The following is a 24,566-nucleotide window of genomic DNA, read 5'->3' as shown; positions in this document are numbered from 1 at the left end:
AATTAATGCCGTTAGAAACAAAATAGCGCTAAGAATTGCTGCTGTTATTAAAAACCAGGAGAGCTATAAAAATAACTTTAATATTGCCGCTTAAAATTTGTTTTTATCATAACAATCATTTCGAGCGGAGTGCAACGGAGTCGAGAACCCGAAGGCTCAGCAAAGCTAAATCTGTCTCGAGATAGATCTCTCCGCTCCACTGCGTTTCGGTCGAGATGACGAGTGGATTTATTGGATTATATTCAACGATTTTAAGTACTCAGCAATTTTATTTTTATAGTAGTAATTTAAACTCGGTGGCATTTTTTGCAACATATCATTACCGTTTTGTTGCTGCTTTTTAAACTGATCGACCATTTTCTGATAAGATGGTGGAAATTCTTTCGCAGCTTTACTTTCGCGTTTCGAATCTTCCTCCTGATCGCGTTCGGCTTTTTCTGCTTCTAATAGTTTGGTTAACAGGTCTTTCTGTCTGTTTAAAGTTTCCTGTTGTAAACGCTTGTTAACCAGATCGCTCTCGGTCTGTTTCATTTCTTTAATGGCTTCGTTCAGGTTGCCCATTTTACCGCTTCCATCTTTATTTTCTTCGCGGTTAATTTTTTCCAGTGCCTGACGGATCATTTGTTGCTGCTGGGCCATTTTACCAAATTCCTGGCTCATTTGTCCTTTACCCACGGTGCCCTGGTTACCTCCTGATTTTTGCATCTGCTCCCGGGCTTTTTGCATGCTTTTATTCAGCTGATCCTGCATTTGCGAAAGCTGTTTCATTCCCTGTTTCTGTTTCTTTCCGCTGCCGCCTTTGCCGTTTTTCTGCATATTCTGTAACTGGCTTAAAGCTTCACTCAACATCAGGGTGAGGTTATTAATAGAAGTCATGGTAAACTGCTGAAAACGGTTGGCTTCCGGCGTTCTTCTGTCGCCCAAACTTTCCAAACTTTTATCGAGGTTAAAGTTGATTTTATTCATTTCCTCGTTCACTGTCGATTCTATTTGAGGAACGCGTTTGCTTAAGCTATACAAGCTATCGGCAATGGTTTTAAGGTTATCTTTAATGGCCCGCTGTTTTTGTACGTTACTGATGTATGATGGATCAGTAGCATTCATTTTCTTTAAAGCAAGCATTACCTTTTCCTGATCGAATGAGGTGGTTAGCAGGTTTTCCAATAATCGGCGCAACTCTTTGGCATTCAGGTTGTTTTCCATTTCTTCGCCCTGTTGCTGCATATCGCTCATTTTTTTAGATAATTTTTCCATCTGATCTGCAGCCTTCTGCTGTTTCTGACTGGCATTTTTTGAATCTTTTTTATCTAAAGCATCTTTACTGTCCTGCTGTTCTTTTTGTATATCCTGAACATCTTTTTCTGGGTTTTCGAAAGGATTTGGTCTTTCCAGCGATTTATTTTTTTCTTCCAGCTTTTTAAGGTCATCTTTCAGGTCCTTCATTTCTTTGTTGAGGGCATCCTGTTTTTGTTTTAAGGCTTCGTTGTCCTGTTTTTTATCTTTGGTTTGCTCGGCAAGTTCCTTTTGATCTTTGGCCAGCTCATTCAGGCGATCGATATCCGATTGAAGGTTCTGTTCAAATTCTAACTGTTTATAGAGTTCTAAAATCCTGTCGAGTTCATTTTTAAGGGTTTTATTATCCAGCTGCATTTTAGAAAGCTCATTCTGTGTCTGATCTTTGTTTTTTTCATTCATCAGGTTCTGCAGCTTTTGCAAAAGCTCTTTCGTTTTTTCGTCAAGCACATTATCAAACAGGTCTTTAATTTGCTTTTGTTTCTCTAACAGTTCTCCCGTCTGTTTTTGATCTTCCTGTTGCTGAATATTTTTGTCATTCTGTTCTTTAATTTCCTTAACGGCTTCATCAAGCTGTTTTTGCTTATCTAAAAGGGCTTCGATTTGCTTTTTATCTTCGAAAGAAATCTGTTTTTTATCGATCAGACTTTCTGCCACTTTTTTACTTTCCTTTTCGATGGTATTGGCCAAACGGATAGCAGATTGTACTTTTTGTTTTAAAGCCTGGTTACTGGCGTTTACCTGCTCAGCGGTTTCTTTTTTGGTAGGTTGTTTAAAGGTTTTAACTTCCGATCGGGTAACTTTTGCGCCATTAACGCCATCATTATCGGCTACTTCGAAATAATATTCAATTTCCTGTCCGGGTTTGGCAGCGGCTGTTTTTAAATCCCAGAAGTAGAAAAAGGTATTTTCGGTGACGTTGCTTTTAATCGCGATATTTTTGGTAAATGAACCAATAATCCGGTTATTTTCTTTAATGTTATATTTGAAACTTAAACGGCTAAAACCATAATCATCTGTAACATTACCGCTGAAATACAGGGCTTTATTGCTCACCGAATCAGATTTTTCTTCTACTGAAATTCCTGGCGACTGATCTTTAACCACCGTAATCTGATGCGATAAAGAATCGCGCAGTGTAACGTATTCATTTTTAGGGGTAACGCTATATTTGGAATTGTTCCTGATGGTGGCATTGAACCTGGATTCATTATCTTCCACTTTTAAAATATTTTCGGTGCCGTTCAGGATAAACAAAATCGAATTGCTCTGTCCGGTTTTAAAATTCCAGGTAACCTTTGTTCCTTCCGGTAGGAGCATGTCGCCAACATTAACTACCTGTTCAGCTTTTTTACCCAGATAGGCTGGAAAATTTAAAGTTGCAGTGGCGTTTAGTAACTCCGGGCGGGGCTTAACGCTAATGGTAAAAACCGAAGAACTGAAGCCACCACCTTTAAAAACCAATTTTTTATCGCTCTGGATGTTTTTAATGCTATAATTAAATTTACTGATGTTCTCTTTTTGCAGTTTATAGGTATTTTTTCCGTCTTCTACATAAACTTCGGCCGGGAGCTGATCGCCTGATAATTTCAGGTTTAAGGTTACATCATCACCCTGTGTAACGGTTAAATTCTTATTTAAAACGGTAAAACTAAACGGGGCTTTAGGGGCAATGTATTCATCGTATTTGAAAAAACTGCTGGTACCCTCGCGTAAAATGGCGGGAGCGATAATGGCGATTAGCAGGATGATGGAAAGCGGAATAAAAAGATACTTTAAATACTTGCGGTTATCATTTATACTTACTGCGGTATAAAAGGGAACGGGTTTTAATTCGAGAATTTTTTGATCGATACTGGCAATAATGAGGTGATTATTATTGGGCTGATTTTCTGACAAGCGGTGAAGTTGCAAGGTATTGAGCAATTTATCCTTAATATCGGAAAAGTGATTTCCGATGATAACCGATGCTTCATCGAAAGTAAGGTGTTTGCCCAATTTTAGCATTGATAGGAGCGGTTTTACAATGAGAAAACCTACTAATAATAACCCGACCAGGAGATATGCGAAAAAAATAAAAGTTTTGAAACCCGCTGTTGGGTTGAGGTAATACAAGCTTAAAAAAACAATTAAATACAGGGCTAGAAGTATTGCTGCAGCATAAATACTGCCCCGTAAAATTTTATTGAGGTAAAATTTCCGGATAAACTCATCTATCTTCCTTAATAATTCGTTGTAGTTATTGCTCACCATATCACCGTAAATGTAAAAATTGTTCCAGTCAATTAAAAGGAAACGGGTAATTGGATAACGTGTTTATTACAAAATGGTTATGTTCACCTGTTTAATAATTATTTAAGCACAGATAAAAGGATGATACAGATGAAATGGTATAGTTATATCTGTACAAATCTGTGGTAAGAAATATCGAAGTAAAATCTTTAACTTGTTTTTATTAATACAAAGGTTACATAGATTTTAAACAGGTGTTCTTATAAAAATCTACTTTTGATTTTTTGTATAAATTATACCAAACATGAAACGAGTACTTATTTCTGCACTGATGTTGTTCATTTTTACTGCTTCTTTTGCCCAAAAATTTAACTGGAACAAAAACCAGGTAATTGCCCACCGTGGCGCCTGGAAGAAAAATAATTTCCCTCAAAATTCCATTGCTTCTTTAAACGAAGCCGTAAAACTGGGTTGTTATGGTTCAGAATTCGATGTATGGATGACAGCAGATGGGGTTCTGGTGATTAACCACGATCCTGAATTTCAGGGTTTAACCATTGAGAAAGTGAGTTATAATGAACTGTTAACCAAAACGATGAGCAATGGCGAGAAAATCCCAACTTTGGAAGCCTACCTGCTGGAAGGTAAAAAACAGAAAACGACCAAGCTGATTCTGGAGATAAAACCATCGTTAATTAGTAAAGAACGCGGAATAGAGGTGACCAATAAAAGCATTGAAATGGTGCAAAAGCTAAAAGCAACCGACTGGGTAGAGTACATCAGTTTTGATTACGATTATTGCAAACGCGTGTTAGCTTTATTACCAAAAGCAAAAGTGGCTTATTTGAGGGGCGAAATTAGTGCTGAGCAAATGAAAGCCGATAAATTAACGGGGGTTGATTATCATTATAGCGTGTACCAGAAAGATAACTGGATCGAAAATGCGCAAAAACTAGGCTTAACTGTAAATGCGTGGACGGTAAACGCAGTACCCGAAATGCAGTGGCTTTTAGCGCACAAAGTAGATTACATCACCACCAACGAGCCAGAATTACTTTTCGAAGAAATTAAAAAAACTCCGGTTGCGCAAGGGTGGAAATTAAAATGGGCTGATGAATTTGATGACGCCGGATTGCCGCTAACCAAAAACTGGAGTTATGACGTAGGCGGCAAAGGTTGGGGAAATAACGAACTGCAATATTATACCGATGCTGATAGCGCAAATGCAGTGGTTAAAAAAGGAAACCTGAACATTACCGCTATAAAGGCAGATAAAGATGCCAACCATTATACTTCGGCCAGGTTGGTAACCAAAAACAAATTCGACTTTAAATACGGCAGGGTAGAAGTACGCGCCATGTTGCCAAAGGGCAGGGGATTATGGCCTGCAATATGGGCTTTACCAACCGACTGGAAATATGGCAACTGGCCTAAAAGTGGCGAAATTGATATCATGGAGCATGTAGGTTACGATCCGGATAGCGTGCATGGAACGGTACATACCGAAAAATTTAACCACGTCATTAAAACGCAGGTGGGTAAGGCTTTGAAAGTTAATAATCCTTATACCGAATACCATGTTTATGCGATAGAATGGTTTGCCGATCGCATCGATTTCTTTATTGACGATCAAAAATACCTCACCTTTAACAATACCAAAAAAGGATCGGGCGACTGGCCTTTCGATCAGAATTTCCATGTGATCTTAAACGTTGCTGTAGGTGGCGGCTGGGGCGGAAAGAAAGGCGTTGATGATGCTATTTTCCCGGCGGCCATGAAAGTGGATTATGTAAGGGTGTTCCAGAAATAGAGGTTTATTAGTTCATTGGTCATTTGTTATTGGTAAGTGGCATCTGAAAACTGAAAATTGTTTCATTGTTAAGGTTAACTGGTTAATTGTTGAAATCGGTTAACTGAAAATTGTCACATTGCCCGATTGTTTCATTGTTAGGGTTAACTGCTTAATCGTTTAAATCGGTTAACTGTTACTGCAAATTGATTTCCGATCGTTACATTTTGGATATTGTGATTCGATTACTGGTAATGAATTAGATTGCTCTATTGTTGGGATAGATCGCTTACCTGACTATGGACTGCAGACTAAGGACTTTGGACTAAAAATCATAACTTGCGGTATCTAAGCTATATTGTATAATTTATGGATTCACGTAGAGAATTTCTAAAAAAAGCGGCCTTGTTTGCCGGGGCTACGGGCATGGCCAACACTTTGCCCAGCTCGGTGCTAAAAGCCATGTCGATTAATCCTGAACCTGGCAGCACTTTTTATGATGCAGAACACATTGTTTTTTTAATGCAGGAAAACAGGTCGTTCGATCATATGTTCGGTAAAATGAAAGGTGTACGCGGATTTAACGACCCACATCCGCATATCCAGCCCGATGGTAACAAAGTTTGGTTGCAGAAAGATGGTCAGGGTTACACTTATGCGCCTTTTCATGTCGACATTAACAAAACAAAAATTACCTGGCAGGGTGGTTTGCCACACTCGTGGAACGATCAGGTTGCAGCGCGTAACGGTGGTCGATACGATAAATGGTTGCCCGTTAAAACACCTATGACTTTAGCCTATTATGATCGGAACGATATTCCTTTCTATTATGCTATGGCTGATGCCTTTACCATTTGCGATCAGCATTTTTGCTCGTCGCTAACCGGAACAACACCAAACCGCCTTTTCTTTTTCACCGGTACCATACGGGGAGAGAAAAGCGCCAACCGTGTGGCCGTAGTGAATAATGATCAGGCCGAATCGCAGAACAATGTATTTGTAGATTGGCCAACTTTTCAGGAAACCCTGGAAGATAACGGAATCGACTGGCGTATTTACCAGAACGAACTTTGGACGTCAAAACTTCCTGAAGGTGAAATTGACGATTGGTTAGGAAATTACGGCGACAATCCTGTTGAATACATTAGCAGGCACAACGTTAAATTATCAGCTTATTTTAGGAAAAACGGCGATAATACCGTTAAACCGGCCTTAACAGCCAAAGAAGTTCAGGAGAAATATGATAAATTATCTCAAAAGGAGAAAAATTTAGTTGATAAAGCCTTTACCACCAATATTTCGCAAAAAGATTACCTGGAACTGGAGCCTTTTACCTTTAAAAACGACCAGGGGCAATCTGAAACGATAAATGTTCCAAAAGGGGATATTTTTCACCAGTTCAGAAAAGATGTTGACAGTGGAAAATTGCCAACCGTTTCGTGGCTGGTGGCGCCACAACGTTTTTCTGACCATACCAGTTCGCCTTTATACGGAACCTGGTACGTAAGCGAAGCTTTGGATATTTTAACCAAAAACCCGGAGGTTTGGAAAAAAACCATATTTGTTTTAACCTACGATGAAAATGATGGTTATTTCGATCACCAGCCACCTTTTGTGGTTCCTAATCCTGATGATCCGACCAGCGGAAAAGTTTCTCGCGGAATCAATTTTGCTACCGATTTCGAAGCCCGGAAGGGCAGTCCGATTGGTTTAGGCTACCGTGTACCTTTGGTTATTGCTTCGCCGTGGAGCAAAGGTGGTTTTGTAAACTCGCAGGTTTTCGATCATACTTCTTCGTTGATGTTTATGGAGAAATGGCTGGCCAAAAAAACAGGAAAAAACATTAAAAGCAATAATATTAGCGATTGGCGCAGAAATATCTGTGGCGATTTAACCTCGGTATTCAGACCTTATAACGGTGAAGAAATTAAATCTCCCGAACCCCTAAAACGCGATGTGGTTGTTACCAATATCGGTAATGCCAAAAATAAACCTGCACAAGTTGGTCCAACTGCTTTAAATAAAATTGAAGTGGCCAAAATCAATAAATTTGAGTCTTTTTCACGTGAAACATCTGTTCATGCACCCAAACAGGAAAATGGCACCAAGCATGCCTGCGCGCTGCCTTATCATTTAATGGTAGATGCCAATTTGGCGAATAACGAAATCGAACTTACCTTCCAATCGGCAAAAACCCTGTTTGGCAACGAAACCGAAAGTATTGGTGCACCGTTCAATATGAATACCATTGCCAAATTTAAAGGCGTGGCCGGAAAAACCTGGGCTTATGCAGTAAAAGCTGGCGATACCTTGAAAGACCGTATCAAAATCGATGATTTCGACAGCGAAGTGTATGACCTGGCCATCAGCGGACCAAATGGTTTTTACCGGAATTTTGCGGGGAGTAAAAAAAATCCTGCTGTTTCGATTAAAGCTTATCCTGAACAAAGTGGTTTGGTAAGCAAAAAACTTAACGGAAACCTGGTTTTTGCAATAGAAAATAAAAGTGCTGCTGTAATTACCCTGCAAATTATCGACAACAAATATAAAAGCGGAGTTAAAACGGTAAGCTTAAAGCCAAAATCGGGTGCTAATTTTACATTCAATGTAAGTAAAAATGCCAATTGGTACGATTTCAGTATTGTACAGGCTGGCAACAGCCTTTTTAAACAGCGTTATGCCGGCAAAATAGAAACCGGAGAAATTACCCAAACCGATCCATATATGGGTAACGCATAAAATATCCCCCAAAAAGGGGGATGGCTTTTGAAAGAAATTATGCTTATTTTGTATTGTATGTGCAGTAAACTGTCTATAGTCAAAATAAGTTTCATAATTTCTTTCATTTTGGTCTGTAGCCTTCAGCTATCGGCCCAAAGCTATAACTTCACCAATTACAGTTTAAAAGATGGCCTGCCGCAATCGCAGGTAATGGTTATTTACCAGGCAAAAGACAGAACGCTCTGGCTCGGTACTTTTGGCGGCGTTAGTAATTTCGACGGAAAAATTTTTACCTCTTATAGCAAAGCCGATGGATTGAGTTCTAATTCGGTAAACTGCATTCTTGAAGATAACCAGGGGCAGATTTATTTTGGAACTGAGGCCGGGATTAATAGTCTGAAAAAAGGAAAAATAACCACCATATTTTCAGGAAAAAGCGTAAATAATCTCCTGAAAGATAAACAAGGCACCATTTGGGGGATAACCGAACGTAAACTGTTTAAAATTGAAAAGGGCAGGCTTGTTTTTTATGCTATAGGCGGCTTGTATGTAAATGCCATTAATACCGATCAGTACGGTAATCTTTTTGCTGTGGTTGCAGAGAAAGGGATTTATCAGCTTAAAAATAACAAATGGGTAATTTATCAGGAATTGCCGGCCGAATTAAGTGCATTATCCATTAGGAAAATCTTATTCGACAAGAGGATAAGAACCAAGTTTTACCTGTTAACCTACCGGAGCGGTATTTACGTGTCCGAAAATGGAATGGTGAAACCGTTTTTCAAAAATCCTAAAATCGACACTTATTATGCTTTAGAACAAGATAATAAGGGCAATATGTGGGCAGGTTCCGAAAAAGGAGCATACCTCATCCACAAAGATGGTTCTTTTATTTATTTCAATGCCGAGAACGGGCTGAGCGACAATCAGGTAAATGAGATTTTTAGGGATGCAGAAAATAACATCTGGATTTCCTGTTTCAGTGATGGAATTTATAAGTATGAGGGTGATGCCTTTATCCGCTACAATAAATTCAAAGGTCAGAATATTGCCTACCCGATCAGCGGGATGGCTGCGGATAAAAACAATAATTTATGGTTCGGAACCTATAATAAGGGCATTTTTAAGTATGATGGTAAAAAGGTAGAGCAGATCGGCAATCCGGTTTTTAAGGATAAAAAAATCTATTTTGTTTATGCTGACAGGGCAAAAAATATCTGGATATCTACCTATGGCAATGGTGTTTGGAAATACGACGGACAAAAATTTTCGCAGGTATTAAAGCCCGAGCGTTTTGATAATAGTTGCATTGGTGAAGACAGTGAAGGTGGGATCTGGATCAACGGATTAAAATCTTCCACTTATTTAAAAGATGGGAAAATTGAAAAGATAACCGGCTTTGATGGCTATTCTTCCTGCATTTTTCCTTATCCTTTAAGTAAAGATAGCGTACTGCTGGGCACATCAAACGGTGTTACGCTCATCAGGAATAAAAAAACAGATCCCGGCTTTCAGATTAAAGCACTCAACCATATACATATTCTAAGCATTATTAAACATGGCGATAACCTCGTTTTTGCTACACTTGGAGATGGTATTGTAACCTGGAACCTTAAAACAAAAGCTATAAAACGTTATGTAACTGCTAACGGGCTCAACTCAAATGATATTTACAGCCTGGCAACAGATAATAAAGGAAATTTATGGGCCGGTACCGGCCGTGGCATCAATAAATTAACCTTTAACGAGGAGGAACAGCGCTACGAGGTTTTCAGGGATCATGCTTTAATTGTAGAATGTAATCAGAACGCGATTATCAATTACAAAAATAATATTCTGGTGGGCACCATCAGTGGCATCATTCAATGTAAAATTGTAGCACCCGGTCAGAATAAAAAAAATCCATTTATCCATATTCAGCAGGTTAATGTTTTTCATAAAAATGACCGTTCTAAAGATCTTTCTATCGATCTCAACAGCACTAAAAATAGTTTTTACAAGTTAAACTATAGTCAGAACCACATTGCAATAAGTTTTAAAGGAGTTTACCTTACCAATCCCGAAAGCGTGCTTTACCGGTACAAACTGGTTGGGATAGATAACGATTTTAGTAAACCTGTGCCCAATACAGAGATCGAATATTCTGCCATCAGGCCCGGTACTTATACTTTTCAGGTATATGCCATTGCAAACGGTCAGCAATCCGGTATCGAACAGTTCAGTTTTATCATTGTACCGCCTTATTACGATACGGTTCTTTTTAAGGTTATTGCGTTTCTGGTGATGATTTTTCTGATCTGGCTTATTTTTTACCTGATTTTTAAAACCCGCGAACGGAAGAAATACCAGTTCGAAAAATTAAAGTTAAAAGAGCAGGAAAAAATCAGGAAACAGACGGCTGAAGATTTTCACGACGATATTGGCAATAAATTAACCAGGATTAATGTTTTATCGGAGCTTCTGGATAAAAAAGTAGATGGAACGGAGAAAGAGCAGAAAGAACTGATCCGCCTGATCAGGGAAAATGCCGGTTTGCTTTATACCGGAACAAAAGATATCCTTTGGGCGCTTGATCCGCACAGCGACAACCTTTTCGAAATTTTGGTACACATTAAAAATTTCGGGATCGATCTATTTCAGAATACCGGGATCGATTTTAAAATGGAAGGCGTGCTGGCCAAATACCAAAAATTGCATTTATCGATGGAGTTTAACCGCAACCTGACGCTTATTTTTAAGGAAATGCTGAATAATGTACTAAAACATGCAAAAGCCACGCAGGTACTTATTATGGTGATCGAAACAGACCACCACACCATCAACATTTTAACTACAGATGATGGCACAGGATTCGACCTCGAATCGGTAGAGCGGGGCAGGGGGTTAAACAACATTCAAACCCGTTGTAAACGGATAAAATCTACCTTCCAGATTTCTTCAATTAAGGGAAAAGGGACCACCACCACAATTTCTACAAGAATTCCTGTCACAAAATAGCATAAAAGCCGTCTAACCATTAAACACACCTAAAATGAACCAAAGTTTACGAATCGTTTTAATAGAAGACGATGATATTTTAAGAATGGGCTACGAATCGCTGTTGAATGATGTTGAAGACTTTGCTGTGGTAAATTCCTATGCATCATACGATCTGGCTAAAAAACATTTGGAAACCGACCAACCCGATGTAATCCTGCTTGATATCCAGATGCCAGGCACAAACGGTTTACAGGCATTGCCGTTTATTAAAAAAACTTTGCCAAATGCCCATATCATCATCTTAACCGTATTTGATTCGCCTGAACTGGTTTTCGAGGCCCTAACCATGGGGGCGGGCGGTTACCTGACCAAAAACTCCAGTGCGGCAAAAATTATCGATGCAGTTAGGGAAGTAAGTACGGGTGGTGGCGCCATGAGTACCAATGTTGCCCGGATTGTGATGCATTCTTTTCAAAAAAACCTGAACTCGCCCTTAACCAAAAGAGAAACCGAAATATTAGACCGGATAGCCAACGGACAAACCAAGCCCCAAATTGCCAATGATCTTTTTATCGACCAGGAAACGGTGCGGAGCCATGTCAAAAATATCTACATCAAACTCGATGTAAACTCAAAGGCCGAAGCCATTAAAACAGCGAAAGAAAAGCGTTTTATTTAAGTTATAACAATACCATTTGAAAAAATAATGCTAAAATCACCCTTTTTGGGTGATCCTTCCCGTTCAATTTCAGTTTAATTTTACACCATACAATTGAACGGAATAATGAGCCCATCTGCAAAATTCTTTTATGTGCAAGTACAGCAGCTAAATGATGCAGATGCCTTTTATGCCAATTGTTTAGGGATGCCTACTGAAGCAACCATACTTCACGGACAGGAAAAGGGGATATTGGTTAAGGCTGATGATAGAACCAGTATTTTTCTTTCGGAGCATAAGCATCAAAACCAGACCAATAAAATTGTATTGCAAAGTGATGATTGCCTGGAAGATTATTGCAGGTTAAAATCCAGAGGGGTTGTTTTTAAAAAAACACCGTCTTATTTAACTGAGGGTTTAAGTGCCGCATTTTCTGATCCCTATGGAAACGAATTTATCATTTTGGAACAACGTAACTATAATGAGGATTAATGGCATGAGGTACGTTAAAGAACTGAGCAACAGAAATAAAATTGTAAGCGAAAGCACCTGCGATGCCATTTATGAGCAGCAGAACGATGCCTATACCATAAAATTTGTTTTTAGCGGTGCCGAAGACTGCGAAATTAATAAAAGAAGGTTTAGCATTTACCCCGATACTTTTGCGGTGGTAAACGCCGGAACAAACTTTTGCAGTAAAATAGATTCGATTAACCCGGTAAATACATTTTCGGTTTCTTTCGGTGAGCACTTTTTTAGTGATTTTCATCATACCCTCTCCGCCAGCCACGAAAATTTACTGGATGGGAAAGAGGTTAAAAGCAGGCCGGCATTTACAGAATCTTTATATCCCTTTACCGGCGATATGCGCTTTAACGTACAGCACCTTAAAAACCAGCTCGATAAAGGTTTAAAAGACGAAATGCTGATTAATGAATACATGTATCACTGCCTTTTAAATTATTATAAAATTTATGATCGGGAGGTGGTGCAGAAACTGGATAAACTCAGTTTTATTAAAACCAAAACGCGTGAGGAGGTTTTAAAAAGGTTAACACTGGCCAAAGAATACATCAGCAGTAATTATAACCAGAATATCACGCTTGAAAATATAGCCGAACAGGCCTGTTTATCGGTTAACCATTTACTGAGGACGTTTAAGGAAGCGTACGAAATCAGTCCTTACCAGTTTTTGATGCAGCTCAGGTTAAACCGGGCCAAAAGATTATTACAAACTACAAGCTATTCGTTAAACGAAATAGTGGGTTTGGTGGGTTTTGAATGCCCGAGTTCATTCATCAGGTTATTTAAAAATACGTTCAATATTACTCCTTTAAAGTATAAAAAGAGTAAGCTGAATTAAATATAAATAGTGATTTCTGCATATTTTCTATATCAGGATGAAACTATTTTTGAAGCTCTTGCAGGACAATTTGTAGAAGTTTTTTCCTGTTTAGGTTAATAATGATTAAAAAAGCAAACTGCCAGGATTGGAGTTTGCTTTTTTGCGTTTATGACCCCTGATTATTAAAAATGGTGATTTTCGCACATTTTGAGGTTTTGATAGCACCTAAATTGCTTATTGATTTGGTTTCATGCATCCCGGCTAAAAACTAAACGATAAACTAATTACTAACTATTTATTTCTCAACATGAAACAAAAATTACTATTGATTTTAATGGTGACGGTTTTGTCTTATTTCAATGCACTGGCGCAGAATAAAACAATCACCGGAAAAGTGGTTGATGCAGACGATGGCCTGCCATTGCCTGGTGTATCAATTAAAATAAAAGGAACAGCACAGTTAACCCAAACCACCGGACAGGGAACCTTTTCGATCTCTGTGCCTGTAAACGCAAAAACTTTGGTGTTAAGCTACGTAGGATATACCGAACAGGAAGTAAACATAACCGGCGAAACATTAACTGTACGCCTGGTATCGTCTTCTAAAAACCTGCAGGATGTAATGATTATCGGCTACGGAACGGTGAAGAAGGAAAATTTTACCGGATCAGCAGCGGTAGTTAAAAGCGAAGTTTTACAGGATCGTCCGGTTACTTCTTTTGAAAAAGCCTTACAAGGTGCAGCAGCAGGTGTACAGGTTACCAGCGTATCTGGTCAGCCGGGTGCAACCTCTACCGTACGCATTCGTGGCGTTGGCTCCTTTACCGCATCCAGTACGCCACTTTATGTGGTAGATGGTATTGCCATTACCAACGGAGATTTGAGTAATGTAGCGCAAACATCTGATGTGCTCTCGTCAATCAACCCTAACGATATTGCTTCATTAACGGTATTAAAAGATGCAACGGCTGCAGCCATTTACGGGTCAAGGGCGGCTAACGGAGTGGTATTAATCACTACAAAACAAGGTAAAGCAGGCCAAACCAAATTAAACCTGAGTGCTTATACAGGATATTCTTACCAGGCAGTTGATAAACCTGAGGTGATGGATGCCACCCAATATTATAAAACCTATTGGGATGTATATTATGCACAACGCCTGGCGGCAGGTTTAACCCCTGATGCTGCAGCTACAGCAGCAAATGGATTAACCAATGGCAAACTGGTTGTAAACCCATATAATACCGCTAATCCTTATGCGGCAAATGGTGTACTGGCCAATGGGGCAGCCTTACTTTACGATACAGACTGGCGTAAGGAGGTACAACGCAGAGGGGTAACTAAAAACATCGATTTATCGGCCAGTGGCGGTAACGAAAAAACTAAATTCTTCGTCTCCGGCGGCTATTTCGAGCAAAATGGTATTGTAATCCGTTCAGATTTTAACCGTTATTCGAGCAAATTTAACATTAATACCGAGGTAACAGATTTCTTGAAAATTGGCATAAACAATAGCCTGGCCCGTACGCAACAAAATACGCCTGCTGGCAGCACCGGTTCTGATAACCCGGTAAACTTTGCCGATCAAACTGCAAATATTTATCCGCTTTATGTACGCGATGCGAATGGTAATGTAGTATTCGATTTGGCTGGAAATCCGGTTTACAATTATGTCAATCCGGTTACGCCCGATTTTAACCCGGTTGGCTTATCAAAATTAAACGAGTACAATACCATTACCAACAGGGTAATATCGAGCCCTTACGCAGAGGTTAAATTTTTAAAAGATTTTACCGCTAAAACAATGGTGGCTGTTGATTATATCAATAACCGCGAACGCCAGTTCTATAACATGGAGCATGGTGATGGATTTAGTGTAAAGGGCAGGGGGTACCGTTACTCAAAAGAAGATGTAACCGTAACTTTTCAAAATACCTTAACCTATAACAAATCTTTCAACTTACATAGTTTTAATGTATTGTTGGGTCAGGAGGCTTACCGTACCAAACAAGATTACACTTATGCACAGGCAACTGGCTTTCCTTTTCCCGGAACCAGCGAATTAATTGCGGCATCAACCCCTAACACCACACAATCTTACTATACGCAAAAAAGATTATCTTCTTATTTCTCCCGTTTAGAGTATAATTACGACACTAAATATTACCTGTCGGCAAGTTTAAGAAGAGATGGTTCTTCTGTTTTTGGGGCAGATCATAAATACGGAACATTTTATTCAGTAGGTGGTGCATGGAGAATCGGAAGAGAAGATTTCCTTAAAAATGTAACCTGGCTTGATGAGTTAAAATTAAGGGGAAGTTATGGTACTTCGGGTAACGACAGGATTGAAAGATATGCCTCACAAGGTTTATATTCATTAGGTAAAAACTACGACGGGCAATCAGGAATCAATTATTTTCAGTTGCCAAACCCTGATTTACGCTGGGAAGAAAATTCGACACTTGATTTAGGGTTAGAATTTGCCCTTTTTAAAGGAAAATTAAGTGGAGAGGTTTCTTATTACAAACGCGGTTCAAAAGGCATATTATTCAGTCAGCCGGTTTCTCAGCTCACAGGCTTTCGTAATTTAACAACCAATTTAGCCTCAATGGATAATTATGGTGTAGAGGTGTTATTAAATGCAAATCCGGTAAAAACAAAAGATTTCGACTGGAATATTTCATTCAACATTACTTCGAACAAAAACAAGATCAATAAAATGACACAGGCTGAGGTAATTGATGCTGATGACGCGACCAAAAGGTGGACCGTAGGAGGAAGCAGATACGACTGGTATTTACGCGAGTATGCAGGCGTAGACCAGGCTGACGGAAGACCGATGTGGTATATGGATGAAGTGGTAAATGGCCAGGCAACAGGCAATAGAATTACAACTAAAACCTGGTCTACAGCCACAAGGTACAATAACTTCGGTTCGGCATTGCCTAAATTTACAGGCGGTTTTAACAACAACTTTAAGTATCAGCAGTTCGATTTAAGTGTATATACTTATTTCTCAACCGGGGGAAAAATTTATGATACCCTTTATGGCAATTTAATGCACGGAGGTGCCAATGTTGGTAAACAATTGTCGGTTGATAATTTTAACAGCTGGCAAAAACCTGGTGATGTAACAGATGTACCAAGATTTGTAATCGCCAATACCGATTTAGGAAACAACCAATCTACCCGTTTCCTTTATGATGGATCTTTTATGCGTGTTAAAAATATCACCTTAGGATATACATTAAAGAAAAACTGGTTAGAAACCATCCATTTATCAACGCTTAGGCTTTATGTAACAGCAGAAAATCCGTTTACACTTGCAAAACATAAAGGTATGGATCCGGAGTCTGCGCTTACCGGTTTAACAAATAATGATATTCCAAATGTTAAAACATTTACGCTGGGCCTTAATGTTGGATTTTAATTTAGAGAAAAATGAAAAATATAAAAATATATAAAACCACATTTTACATCGGTAGCCTGCTGTTATTGGTAAACCTTATCGGTTGTAAAAAAGATTTTCTGGAGGTAAGCCCTACCCAACAGATCAACTCGAAAGAAACGTTTTCATCATTAGCCAAAATTCAGGCTGCCATGACGGGTATTTACGATTTAACCACTTTTTCGGGTTATACCAATAATATGATTTTAAGCGCAGATGTTAAAGGTAACGATGTGCTGATTGTGAGTGGTGCATCAAATTATAACCGTTTTGTAGCACAATATCAGTTTATAGAAACCTCTAGCAACTCAGATGTGGGTGCCTGGTGGGAGTACAGCGGAAAAGTGATTGCTAATGCCAATCAGTTTGTTGCCAATATCCCTACTGCCCCGATAACCGACGCACAAAAGACCGAATTCCTGGCAGAAGCAAGGGCTTTAAGGGCATATACCTATTTCTGGTTAATCCGCTGGTTTGCACAACCTTACAGCGTTAATCCTGATGCACTGGGCGTGCCGATTGTTAAGGCGCCACTTGGCCCTAACGATCCTACACCAGGCAGAGACAAAGTAAAAGATGTTTACGCTTTTATTATTGATGATTTAAAATATGCAGAAATAAATTTACCGGCAAAAAATACCAATGTTTACAGAATGAGCACTGCAGCCATTCAGGGGATACTGGCAAGGGTATATCTGAATATGGGAAACTGGGCCGAAGCAAGCCGTTATGCTAAACTGGCACGCGCAGGAAAATCATTAAGTAGTGCTGCGGCATTATTAACCGGTTTTAATACGCCCACTACCGAATGGATTTATGGTATTAGTGTTCGTACAGATGACAATCAGGGTTTCTTAGCCGTTTCATCATTTTACGATCCTTACAATTCGGGTTACTCCAGTTTTAGGGTTACTGATGATTTTTTTAACTCATTTGCCGCAAACGACGAACGCAAAAAACAATTTTTGGTAAAAAGCAGTATAACCGCCGATCCCAGCACCGGCGCTTACAGAAGAAGAGGTGAGGGTTACTTAATTAATAAGTTCGATTTTACCACCACTACCGCTAATAACCAGGTATTGATGCGTTCTGCCGAAATGTACCTGATCGAGGCTGAAGCTGAGGCCCGCCTCGGTAACGAGCCGGCAGCAAAACAAGCATTATTAGCGATACAACAAAGGGCTGGCGTTGCAACAGCTGTTTCGGCCAATACAGGCAATGCCCTGATCGAAGAAATATTGTTAGAACGCAACAAAGAGCTATATGGCGAAGGGCATAAATTTTTCGATTTACTACGCACAAACAAGGGCGTTAACCGAACCGGATCTACCGTACACTGGAAAATTGTAAACTTTCCGTCTGGCGATAACAGGTTGGTTTCTCCAATCCCACAATCAGAATTGGATGCAAATCCGGTTTTAAAACCACAACAAAACCCAGGCTATTAATACCTTTAAAATTAATAAACCCCAGCCCTTCTCAATTATTTTGAGGAGGGCTTTTTGCTTTACATCATATTTTAGTTACCTCATCATTAAGGTGTTATCAGCATATTATTTTGTTGCAATCTGGCCGAACTTTAATAAAAAAAACACCAATAGTTATGAAACTAAAAGCTTTAGTGATTTTATTACTAGGTATTACAATCACCAATCAGGTTTTGGCTACCGAAAAGCCTACTGCGAGTCATAAATCAGTGATCAATTATTATATGGACAGTTACATTAACTCTGATTATAAGAAGCTGAAAGCTGTTTTAAGTGAGGATGCCGTTTTTACCTCAAACAGAGATGTAAGGGTAATTAAACATAAAGCCAGTGAGATTTTAAGCGAGATGAAGAAAAACGAGGGGGTGGTACAGCGCGATTGCAACATCAGCTCTACCATCGTTTCAGAAAGCGACGCACTGGTAATTGCCCGTGTAGATATTAATTATGAATTATTTGATGGTGCACAGCAAAACTTTGTCATCATCGAAAAAAATAAAGAAGGCGAATGGAAAATCAGCCAGGTGTATAAAGTATTTATTTCCAGCGAAAGCGAAGCCAGAAAGCTGGTTTTAAATTCACGTTAAACAAAAAAGTCCTGGCCAAAACCGGGACTTTATATTTTTCTATGTTTTTTCTTAAAAACCAATCGGTAATTCTACCTGCGTTCTGTCCCAGCCAATAATCAGGTTTGCACCTTCTGTAACCGGTGTAAAAGTTAACGAGAAATATTCTATCGGTTTAGCCAGTGTTTTAACCGGCACATTTACACGTACAATATCTTTTGATGGATTATAAGTAAAAGCACCCCATTTATCGGTTTCGCTGTTTACTATAATGGTCCAGGTATCTTTGTTAGGAATGGCAAATAAGCTGTAAGTACCTGCTTTAATTTTTTTACCACCAATGCTCACCTTTTTAAAGAAATGAATTTCTGTACTTTCGTTAGCACCAAAGCGCCATACTGTTCCGTATTGCTCTAAAACACCAAAAATATCGCGCCCTTTTTTCTGAGGACGTGAGTAAACGATTTTGATAATAGGTTTGGTCGGATCTCCGGCTTTCACCTTTGGGGCATTAAGCGGAAAATACACAATATCTGCCGGACTTGGGTCTGCAACAGGGAATTTTACCTCAGCGGTGCCGGCCTGTTGTGCCTTTGCGCTAAAGCATATAAGAGCGAAAACAACAATGAAGATATTTTTCATTTAGGTGTAGTTTGTTTTCTTGTAGTAATAAAACAATTATGGTTTTACGCTTATTGGTAAAATCTTAACGGTTCCGTTTACTTTGAAATTAAATTATCTAGCCCTTAAACAGGGCGTAAATTTTAATAGGATGTGAAGGTAAAAGGCTAGAAGAAATTAGTACTTTCTTCCTTTTACAATAGCGTTTAAAAATAAGCCTGCAGTTAACAAACCTAAAACACCGCCTAATAAAGCGAAAATATAGTTTTGTGTAATAATTGCTCCTGTTAAAACTCCGAAGAATAAACCTAAAGCATAATATAACCAGTTGAAATTATTGTTGCTGTTTTCTTGTACACTCATGTTTTTTGTTATTTGGAGGCAAAGTTAATATTTATTTTAAATTTTAATTTGACAATCAGCCGAATTATCCAATTAATTATCAATTCGGGCTAATTTATAAACGGTACAATTTATAAAAGTAAACTGCCAGAATAATCTGATATAAAATTTAACGGTACCAAAAACGAAAGAAATCTTAATAAATTTCACTACATAACAGATATTCAGTTTTTAGCTGTTACTGCCCTATAAATGATAAAGGCTAAATAAAGAATATCGCCTATCTGAATAGCCGGTATTTAGTTTAGAATCGATTATTTTATTAAAAGCCAGTGTTTTATCAGGATAATGTAAAAGAAGTACCAAAACATTTGGAAGTTAATCAATCGTTTGATTAATTTTGTGCCGTCAAAAAGAAATGAAAACAGAAAAAGTAGATAAAAAACAGGCCATTCTCGACGCAGCTGAAAAGCTGTTTTGCGAAACGGGGTATGAGGGAACTTCTACCCGCCAGATTGCCAAAGAATCTGGAGCGAACATGGCAATGATAAATTATTATTTCGGTTCGAAAGAAGGCGTTTTTGTGGAGATCATGAACGAGCGTATTGCTGGTTTTGCTTCTCAGTTAAAAATCATCAACGAGGATAAGATCTCTGCATTAGAAAAATTGCATAAGGTTATTGAAGGCTATGTAAACAGAATTCTGAATAACACTGCATTTCACAAAATGATGCACCGCGAACTGTCTTTAACCCAGAGGCCCGAAATGTACGATAAAATTAAAGATGCCATGAGCCATAACATGCAGCTTATTGATCGCATTATTACCGACGGGATAGAAGATGGCACTTTTAATAAAGTAGATGTGCGGATGGTAATCGCTACGATTATGGGCACCATTACCAATATCGTTATTGCTCCCCACAAGGTTATATCATGCTCAAACTTCGATCTGAGTAATCCGAAAGACAAAAAAATTATTAAAGACAGGGCAGTAGCTCACTTACAAGATCTAACAACAGTTTATTTAACAACAAAAAGATGATACCCAAATCAATTAGATTAATGCTTGTGGCATCATTAGTTCCGGCGGCTTTATTGGCACAGAGCAGTAAGGAATTAAATATCAATCAGGCAATAGAACTTGGCATAGCCAATAGTAAAAACTTAAAACTCTCCCAAAACAAAATTGATCAGGCAGTGGCTCAGCTGGCAGTTGTTAAAGACAATGCTTTGCCTACCGGTACTGCAAGTTTTATGTACAACCACGCTGAAATCCCAACCAGCACGTTTTCTCTGCCAGGTGGAGGATCGACCCTGCAATTACCGAAAAGGGCAGATGCTTTTGTAGGTACAGCAGCAGTACAGGAACTGGTATATGGTGGCGGTAAATTAAAATATGCAAAAGAATCGACCAGGTTACTGGCCGAAGTTGCACGTTTGGATGCCGATAAAAGCAAAGAAGAAATTACTTATGCCGTAATCAATACTTATTATTCTTTATACAAGGTTTTACAAAGCAGAAAAGTGGTTGATCAGAATTTAGAGTCGATTGCTGCACAGATTAAACAGGCACAACGTTTCTTCGAACAGGGCATTGTAACCAAAAATGATGTACTGCGTTTCCAGTTGCAACAGGCAAACGTTACGTTAACTCAAATGGATATCGAGAGCAACCGCAAGGTAATCAACTACAATTTAGATATCCTTTTAGGCTTACCTGAAGATACTGAAGTTAAAATTGTTGATCCCACCCTTGGTTTAAAAACACCAGGCGCTTTAAACGAATACATTGGTCAGGCCATGGCTAACCGCCAGGAGTTAAAACAACTCGATGTACAGAACAAAGTGGCCGATTTTAACATCAAAACGGTTAAGGCAAATACTTTACCTACCGTTGGTGTTGGTGCAAACCTGTACTACATTAACCCAAGCGGCAACTTTATTCCGCCAACAAACCAGTACTTAATGCCGGTTACATTAGGCGCAACGGTTTCATGGAATTTCGGGAACCTTTGGACAAACAAAAACAAAGTAAGCCAGGCTAAAATTGAACAGAGCGAAATTACCATTCAGAAAGATATTTTATCTGATCAGGTAAAAACCGATATCAATAAAAACTTTCAAAGTTACCAGGTGGCCATGAACAAAATCCAGGTTTTGGAAACTTCAATAGCCCAGGCAACAGAGAACGATAAATTATTGGCATCTAAATATAAAAACAATGTGGCTTCTGTTACCGATAGAATCGATGCAGAAACTTTATTATACCAGGCAAAAATAAACTTAGAGATAGCAAAGGCAGATGCAGGTTTGGCTTACTATACACTATTAAAATCAACAGGAAAAATAACGCAATAAATACAGCAATGACAACTGAAAAGAAAAAAAAGAACATAGTAGTACCCATCATTTTAGGTGTTTTACTAGTAATCGGTATAATCTTCGGAATTACCGAATGGAGTTATTATAGCAAACACGTAGATACGGATGATGCTCAGATTGATGGCGATATCAGTCCTGTTGTTGCTCGTGTTGGTGGTTATGTTAAGGATATTAATTTTGAAGAAAATACGCACGTAACCGAAGGGCAGATTTTAGTGAAGCTTGATGATAACGATTACAAAGTTAAATTAGAGCAGGCCCAATCTGGCCAGAAAGGTGCAAATGCAGGTGTTGGTGTGGCACAATCGCAAATTGCGGCTACCCAGGCCAATACTGGTACTGCAAAAGCAAATGTTGATGCTGCAAAATCAAATGTTGCGGCTGCAAACGTTAAAGTAAATTTAGCGCAGAAAGATTATAACCGTTATGAGAACCTGGTTAAAGATGGTTCGATAACACAACAGGCTTTCGATCAGGCAAAAGCCAACAAAGAATCTGCTGAAGCAGCAAGACAATCTGCTATTGCAGCCTATCAGGCAGCGCAAGATCAATACAATGCTGCGGTTAAACAAGTTGGTACCACACAATCGCAACTGGCAGTAAGCAGCAACGTAATCAGCCAGCGCCAGAGTGATATCGATTTTGCTAAACTTCAATTATCATATACCGATATCAAAGCTCCGGCAACCGGTATTGTTTCTAAAAAGAATGTTCAAAAAGGACAATTGGTTCAGGCTGGTCAGTCTTTATTCTCTGTAGTAAACGACGGAAGTATTTATGTAACAGCAAACTTTAAAGAAACCCAATTGGAAAAAATCAGGGAAGGTTCTAAAGTAGAAATCGAAGTTGATGCTTATCCGGACGAAAAAATTGAAGGTGAAGTATATAATTTCTCTCCGATTACCGGTGCAAAAGGATCTTTATTGCCTCCTGATAACGCTACTGGTAACTTCGTTAAAGTTGTTCAACGTGTTCCGGTAAAAATCAAAATCCATCCATCAAAAGAACTGCTGGCTAAATTACGTCCCGGAATGAGCGTTAAAGCTTCAGTATCTACTAAATAATATTAAAATGGCCGAAGTAGGTTTAAAAAAGTGGATTATTACATTTACGGTAATCACAGCTTCTTTGTTGGAGCTGATTGATACAACGATCGTAAACGTGGCAATTCCACAGATACAGGGAAACCTGGGCGCCACCCTTGAGGATGTGGCCTGGCTTTCCACCGGCTATGCGGTAGCAAACGTTATCGTATTGCCAATGTCGGGCTGGTTGGGTAACCGGTTCGGCAGGAAAAATTATTTTCTTACCTCCATCATCGTTTTTACACTCGTTTCCTTTTTATGCGGAAACGCCACTTCGTTAAATGAACTTATTTTATTCAGGATTATTCAGGGACTGGCCGGTGGTGGTTTAATATCAACAGCGCAGGCTATCCTTATCGAAACCTGGCCACGTGAAGATGTGGGTATCGCAACAGCCCTGTTTGGTTTGGGTGCGGTAGTTGGACCAACAGTAGGACCAACCATTGGTGGGTATATCCTGGAAATCAGTTCATGGCCGTGGATCTTTTATGTGAATATTCCCGTCGGAATACTCGCGGCCTACTGTACGTACACCTTTGTTCGGGCAACCCCTAAAGAAGGGCAGGGTCAACCTGTCGATTGGTGGGGTATCGCGTTACTGGCTATTGCGGTAGGTAGCTTACAAACATTATTAGAAAAAGGAGAGAGTGAAGACTGGTTCTCTACACCATATATTACTGCATTGGCCGTTGCTTCGGTATTTGGCTTGCTGCTGTTTATCTGGCGGGAGCTGACCACCGACCACCCGATTGTGAATTTTAAAATTATGAGGCACAGGAGTTTTTCTGTGGGTATGTTTACCTCCTTTATTTTAGGTTTCGGTTTGTATGGTTCGGTATTCGTGTTTCCGGTATTTTGTCAGAACCTGTTAGGATTTTCTCCGTTGCAAACCGGAGAAATCTTATTCCCGGGTGGTTTATGTACCATTGTAATGATGCCTTTTATTGGTATTATGCTTAAAAAAGGTGTTCCGGCGCAAATTATGGCCACTTTCGGGATGTTTGCCTTTTTCGTGTTCTGCTGGATGTTAAGTAATTCGACACTACAATCAGGAACAGGCGATTTCTTCTGGCCTTTGGTAATCAGGGGTGTGGGTATGGCCTTATTGTTTGTGCCTTTAACCACATTGGCTATCCAGGACCTGAAAGGACCGGAAATTGGTCAGGGTTCTGGTTTAAACAACATGATGCGCCAGTTAGGCGGTTCATTTGGTATTGCCGCTTTAACTACTTTAATACACATCCGTTCGGGTTTCCACAGAAGCGTTTTATTGTCGAATGTGAATGATTATAACCAGCCATTTGTAGAGCGCTTTAATATTTTGATTAAAGGTTTTATGGCAAAAGGACAAACTTTGTTCGATGCCAAAATTATGGCAGCAAAAGCGATGGAAGGAATTGTAACCAAACAAACCATGTTGCTTACTTATGATGATGCTTACTGGGTAGCCGGATTGATTATGTTGTTCTCGATCCCACTGCTTTATCTTCAAAAGTTTAAGAAAAATGCAAACATTCCTGCCGATGTGCACTAAAATTTGCAAAGAAATGCCATAAATAATGGCAAAAAACAAAAACAGCCGGTGTATTTTATTACATCGGCTGTTTTAACCCAA

The 24,566-nt window shown here is 39.2% G+C and carries 16 protein-coding genes; 13 read left to right on the top strand and 3 right to left on the bottom strand.

The features are described from left to right. Positions 1–228 precede the first annotated feature (228 nt). A complete protein-coding gene (locus tag ABD769_RS21390; protein WP_344853395.1) occupies positions 229–3,546 on the bottom strand; it encodes a hypothetical protein in 3,318 nt (1,105 codons plus the stop codon). 283 nt (positions 3,547–3,829) lie between these two features. Between ABD769_RS21390 and ABD769_RS21385 the strand changes: the two genes are divergently transcribed. The 9 genes from ABD769_RS21385 to ABD769_RS21345 all read left to right on the top strand — a co-directional run bounded on the left by ABD769_RS21385 (position 3,830) and on the right by ABD769_RS21345 (position 18,539). Continuing rightward, complete coding sequence (locus ABD769_RS21385; protein ID WP_344853394.1) at positions 3,830–5,335, top strand: glycerophosphodiester phosphodiesterase family protein; 1,506 nt, start codon at positions 3,830–3,832, stop codon at positions 5,333–5,335. 348 nt (positions 5,336–5,683) lie between these two features. Then, a complete protein-coding gene (locus ABD769_RS21380; protein WP_344853393.1) occupies positions 5,684–8,053 on the top strand; it encodes a phosphocholine-specific phospholipase C in 2,370 nt (789 codons plus the stop codon). Positions 8,054–8,161: 108 nt separating this feature from the next. Then, positions 8,162–11,032, top strand: a complete 2,871-nt coding sequence (locus ABD769_RS21375) for a ligand-binding sensor domain-containing protein (protein WP_344853392.1) — start codon at positions 8,162–8,164, stop codon at positions 11,030–11,032. Positions 11,033–11,066: 34 nt separating this feature from the next. Continuing rightward, positions 11,067–11,693, top strand: a complete 627-nt coding sequence (locus ABD769_RS21370; RefSeq protein WP_344853391.1) for a response regulator transcription factor — start codon at positions 11,067–11,069, stop codon at positions 11,691–11,693. Between the two features lie 105 nt (positions 11,694–11,798). Beyond that, the gene (locus ABD769_RS21365; protein ID WP_344853390.1) at positions 11,799–12,164 is read left to right on the top strand and encodes a VOC family protein; all 366 of its coding nucleotides are present in this window, start codon (positions 11,799–11,801) and stop codon (positions 12,162–12,164) included. A gap of 4 nt (positions 12,165–12,168) precedes the next feature. Beyond that, entirely contained in the window at positions 12,169–13,035 is an 867-nt protein-coding gene (locus tag ABD769_RS21360; RefSeq protein WP_344853389.1) for an AraC family transcriptional regulator, read from the top strand. A 289-nt stretch (positions 13,036–13,324) separates the two neighbouring features. After that, a complete protein-coding gene (locus tag ABD769_RS21355; RefSeq protein ID WP_344853388.1) occupies positions 13,325–16,447 on the top strand; it encodes a SusC/RagA family TonB-linked outer membrane protein in 3,123 nt (1,040 codons plus the stop codon). 11 nt (positions 16,448–16,458) lie between these two features. Beyond that, positions 16,459–17,913: a RagB/SusD family nutrient uptake outer membrane protein gene (locus tag ABD769_RS21350; protein WP_344853387.1), complete on the top strand. Its 1,455-nt coding sequence runs from the start codon at positions 16,459–16,461 to the stop codon at positions 17,911–17,913. A gap of 155 nt (positions 17,914–18,068) precedes the next feature. Beyond that, on the top strand, positions 18,069–18,539 hold the full coding sequence (locus ABD769_RS21345) for a hypothetical protein (RefSeq protein ID WP_344853386.1): 471 nt from the start codon (positions 18,069–18,071) through the stop codon (positions 18,537–18,539). Positions 18,540–18,590: 51 nt separating this feature from the next. On the opposite strand, the gene ABD769_RS21340 is transcribed toward ABD769_RS21345, so the two are convergent. Together ABD769_RS21340 and ABD769_RS21335 are read right to left on the bottom strand one after the other, a co-directional pair. Beyond that, entirely contained in the window at positions 18,591–19,160 is a 570-nt protein-coding gene (locus ABD769_RS21340; protein WP_344853385.1) for a DUF2911 domain-containing protein, read from the bottom strand. A 156-nt stretch (positions 19,161–19,316) separates the two neighbouring features. After that, a complete protein-coding gene (locus ABD769_RS21335) occupies positions 19,317–19,502 on the bottom strand; it encodes a hypothetical protein (RefSeq protein ID WP_010599342.1) in 186 nt (61 codons plus the stop codon). Between the two features lie 397 nt (positions 19,503–19,899). Here ABD769_RS21335 and ABD769_RS21330 point away from each other — a divergent pair, with 397 nt between their 5' ends. The 4 genes from ABD769_RS21330 to ABD769_RS21315 are packed head-to-tail and all read left to right on the top strand — an operon-like array spanning position 19,900 to position 24,485. Further along, a complete protein-coding gene (locus tag ABD769_RS21330) occupies positions 19,900–20,526 on the top strand; it encodes a TetR/AcrR family transcriptional regulator (RefSeq protein ID WP_344853384.1) in 627 nt (208 codons plus the stop codon). Further along, entirely contained in the window at positions 20,523–21,842 is a 1,320-nt protein-coding gene (locus tag ABD769_RS21325) for a TolC family protein (RefSeq protein ID WP_344853383.1), read from the top strand. The genes ABD769_RS21330 and ABD769_RS21325 overlap by 4 nt, the downstream gene beginning before the upstream one ends. 8 nt (positions 21,843–21,850) lie before the next feature. After that, positions 21,851–22,930, top strand: coding sequence for an HlyD family secretion protein (locus ABD769_RS21320; protein WP_344853382.1), 1,080 nt, complete (start codon positions 21,851–21,853; stop codon positions 22,928–22,930). A 7-nt stretch (positions 22,931–22,937) separates the two neighbouring features. Continuing rightward, positions 22,938–24,485, top strand: coding sequence for a DHA2 family efflux MFS transporter permease subunit (locus ABD769_RS21315; protein ID WP_344853381.1), 1,548 nt, complete (start codon positions 22,938–22,940; stop codon positions 24,483–24,485). Positions 24,486–24,566 lie beyond the last annotated feature (81 nt).

Source organism: Pedobacter jeongneungensis (assembly GCF_039538295.1).
GTDB classification, from domain to species: Bacteria; Bacteroidota; Bacteroidia; order Sphingobacteriales; family Sphingobacteriaceae; genus Pedobacter; species Pedobacter jeongneungensis.
This window is presented reverse-complemented; position numbering and strand designations above follow the sequence as displayed.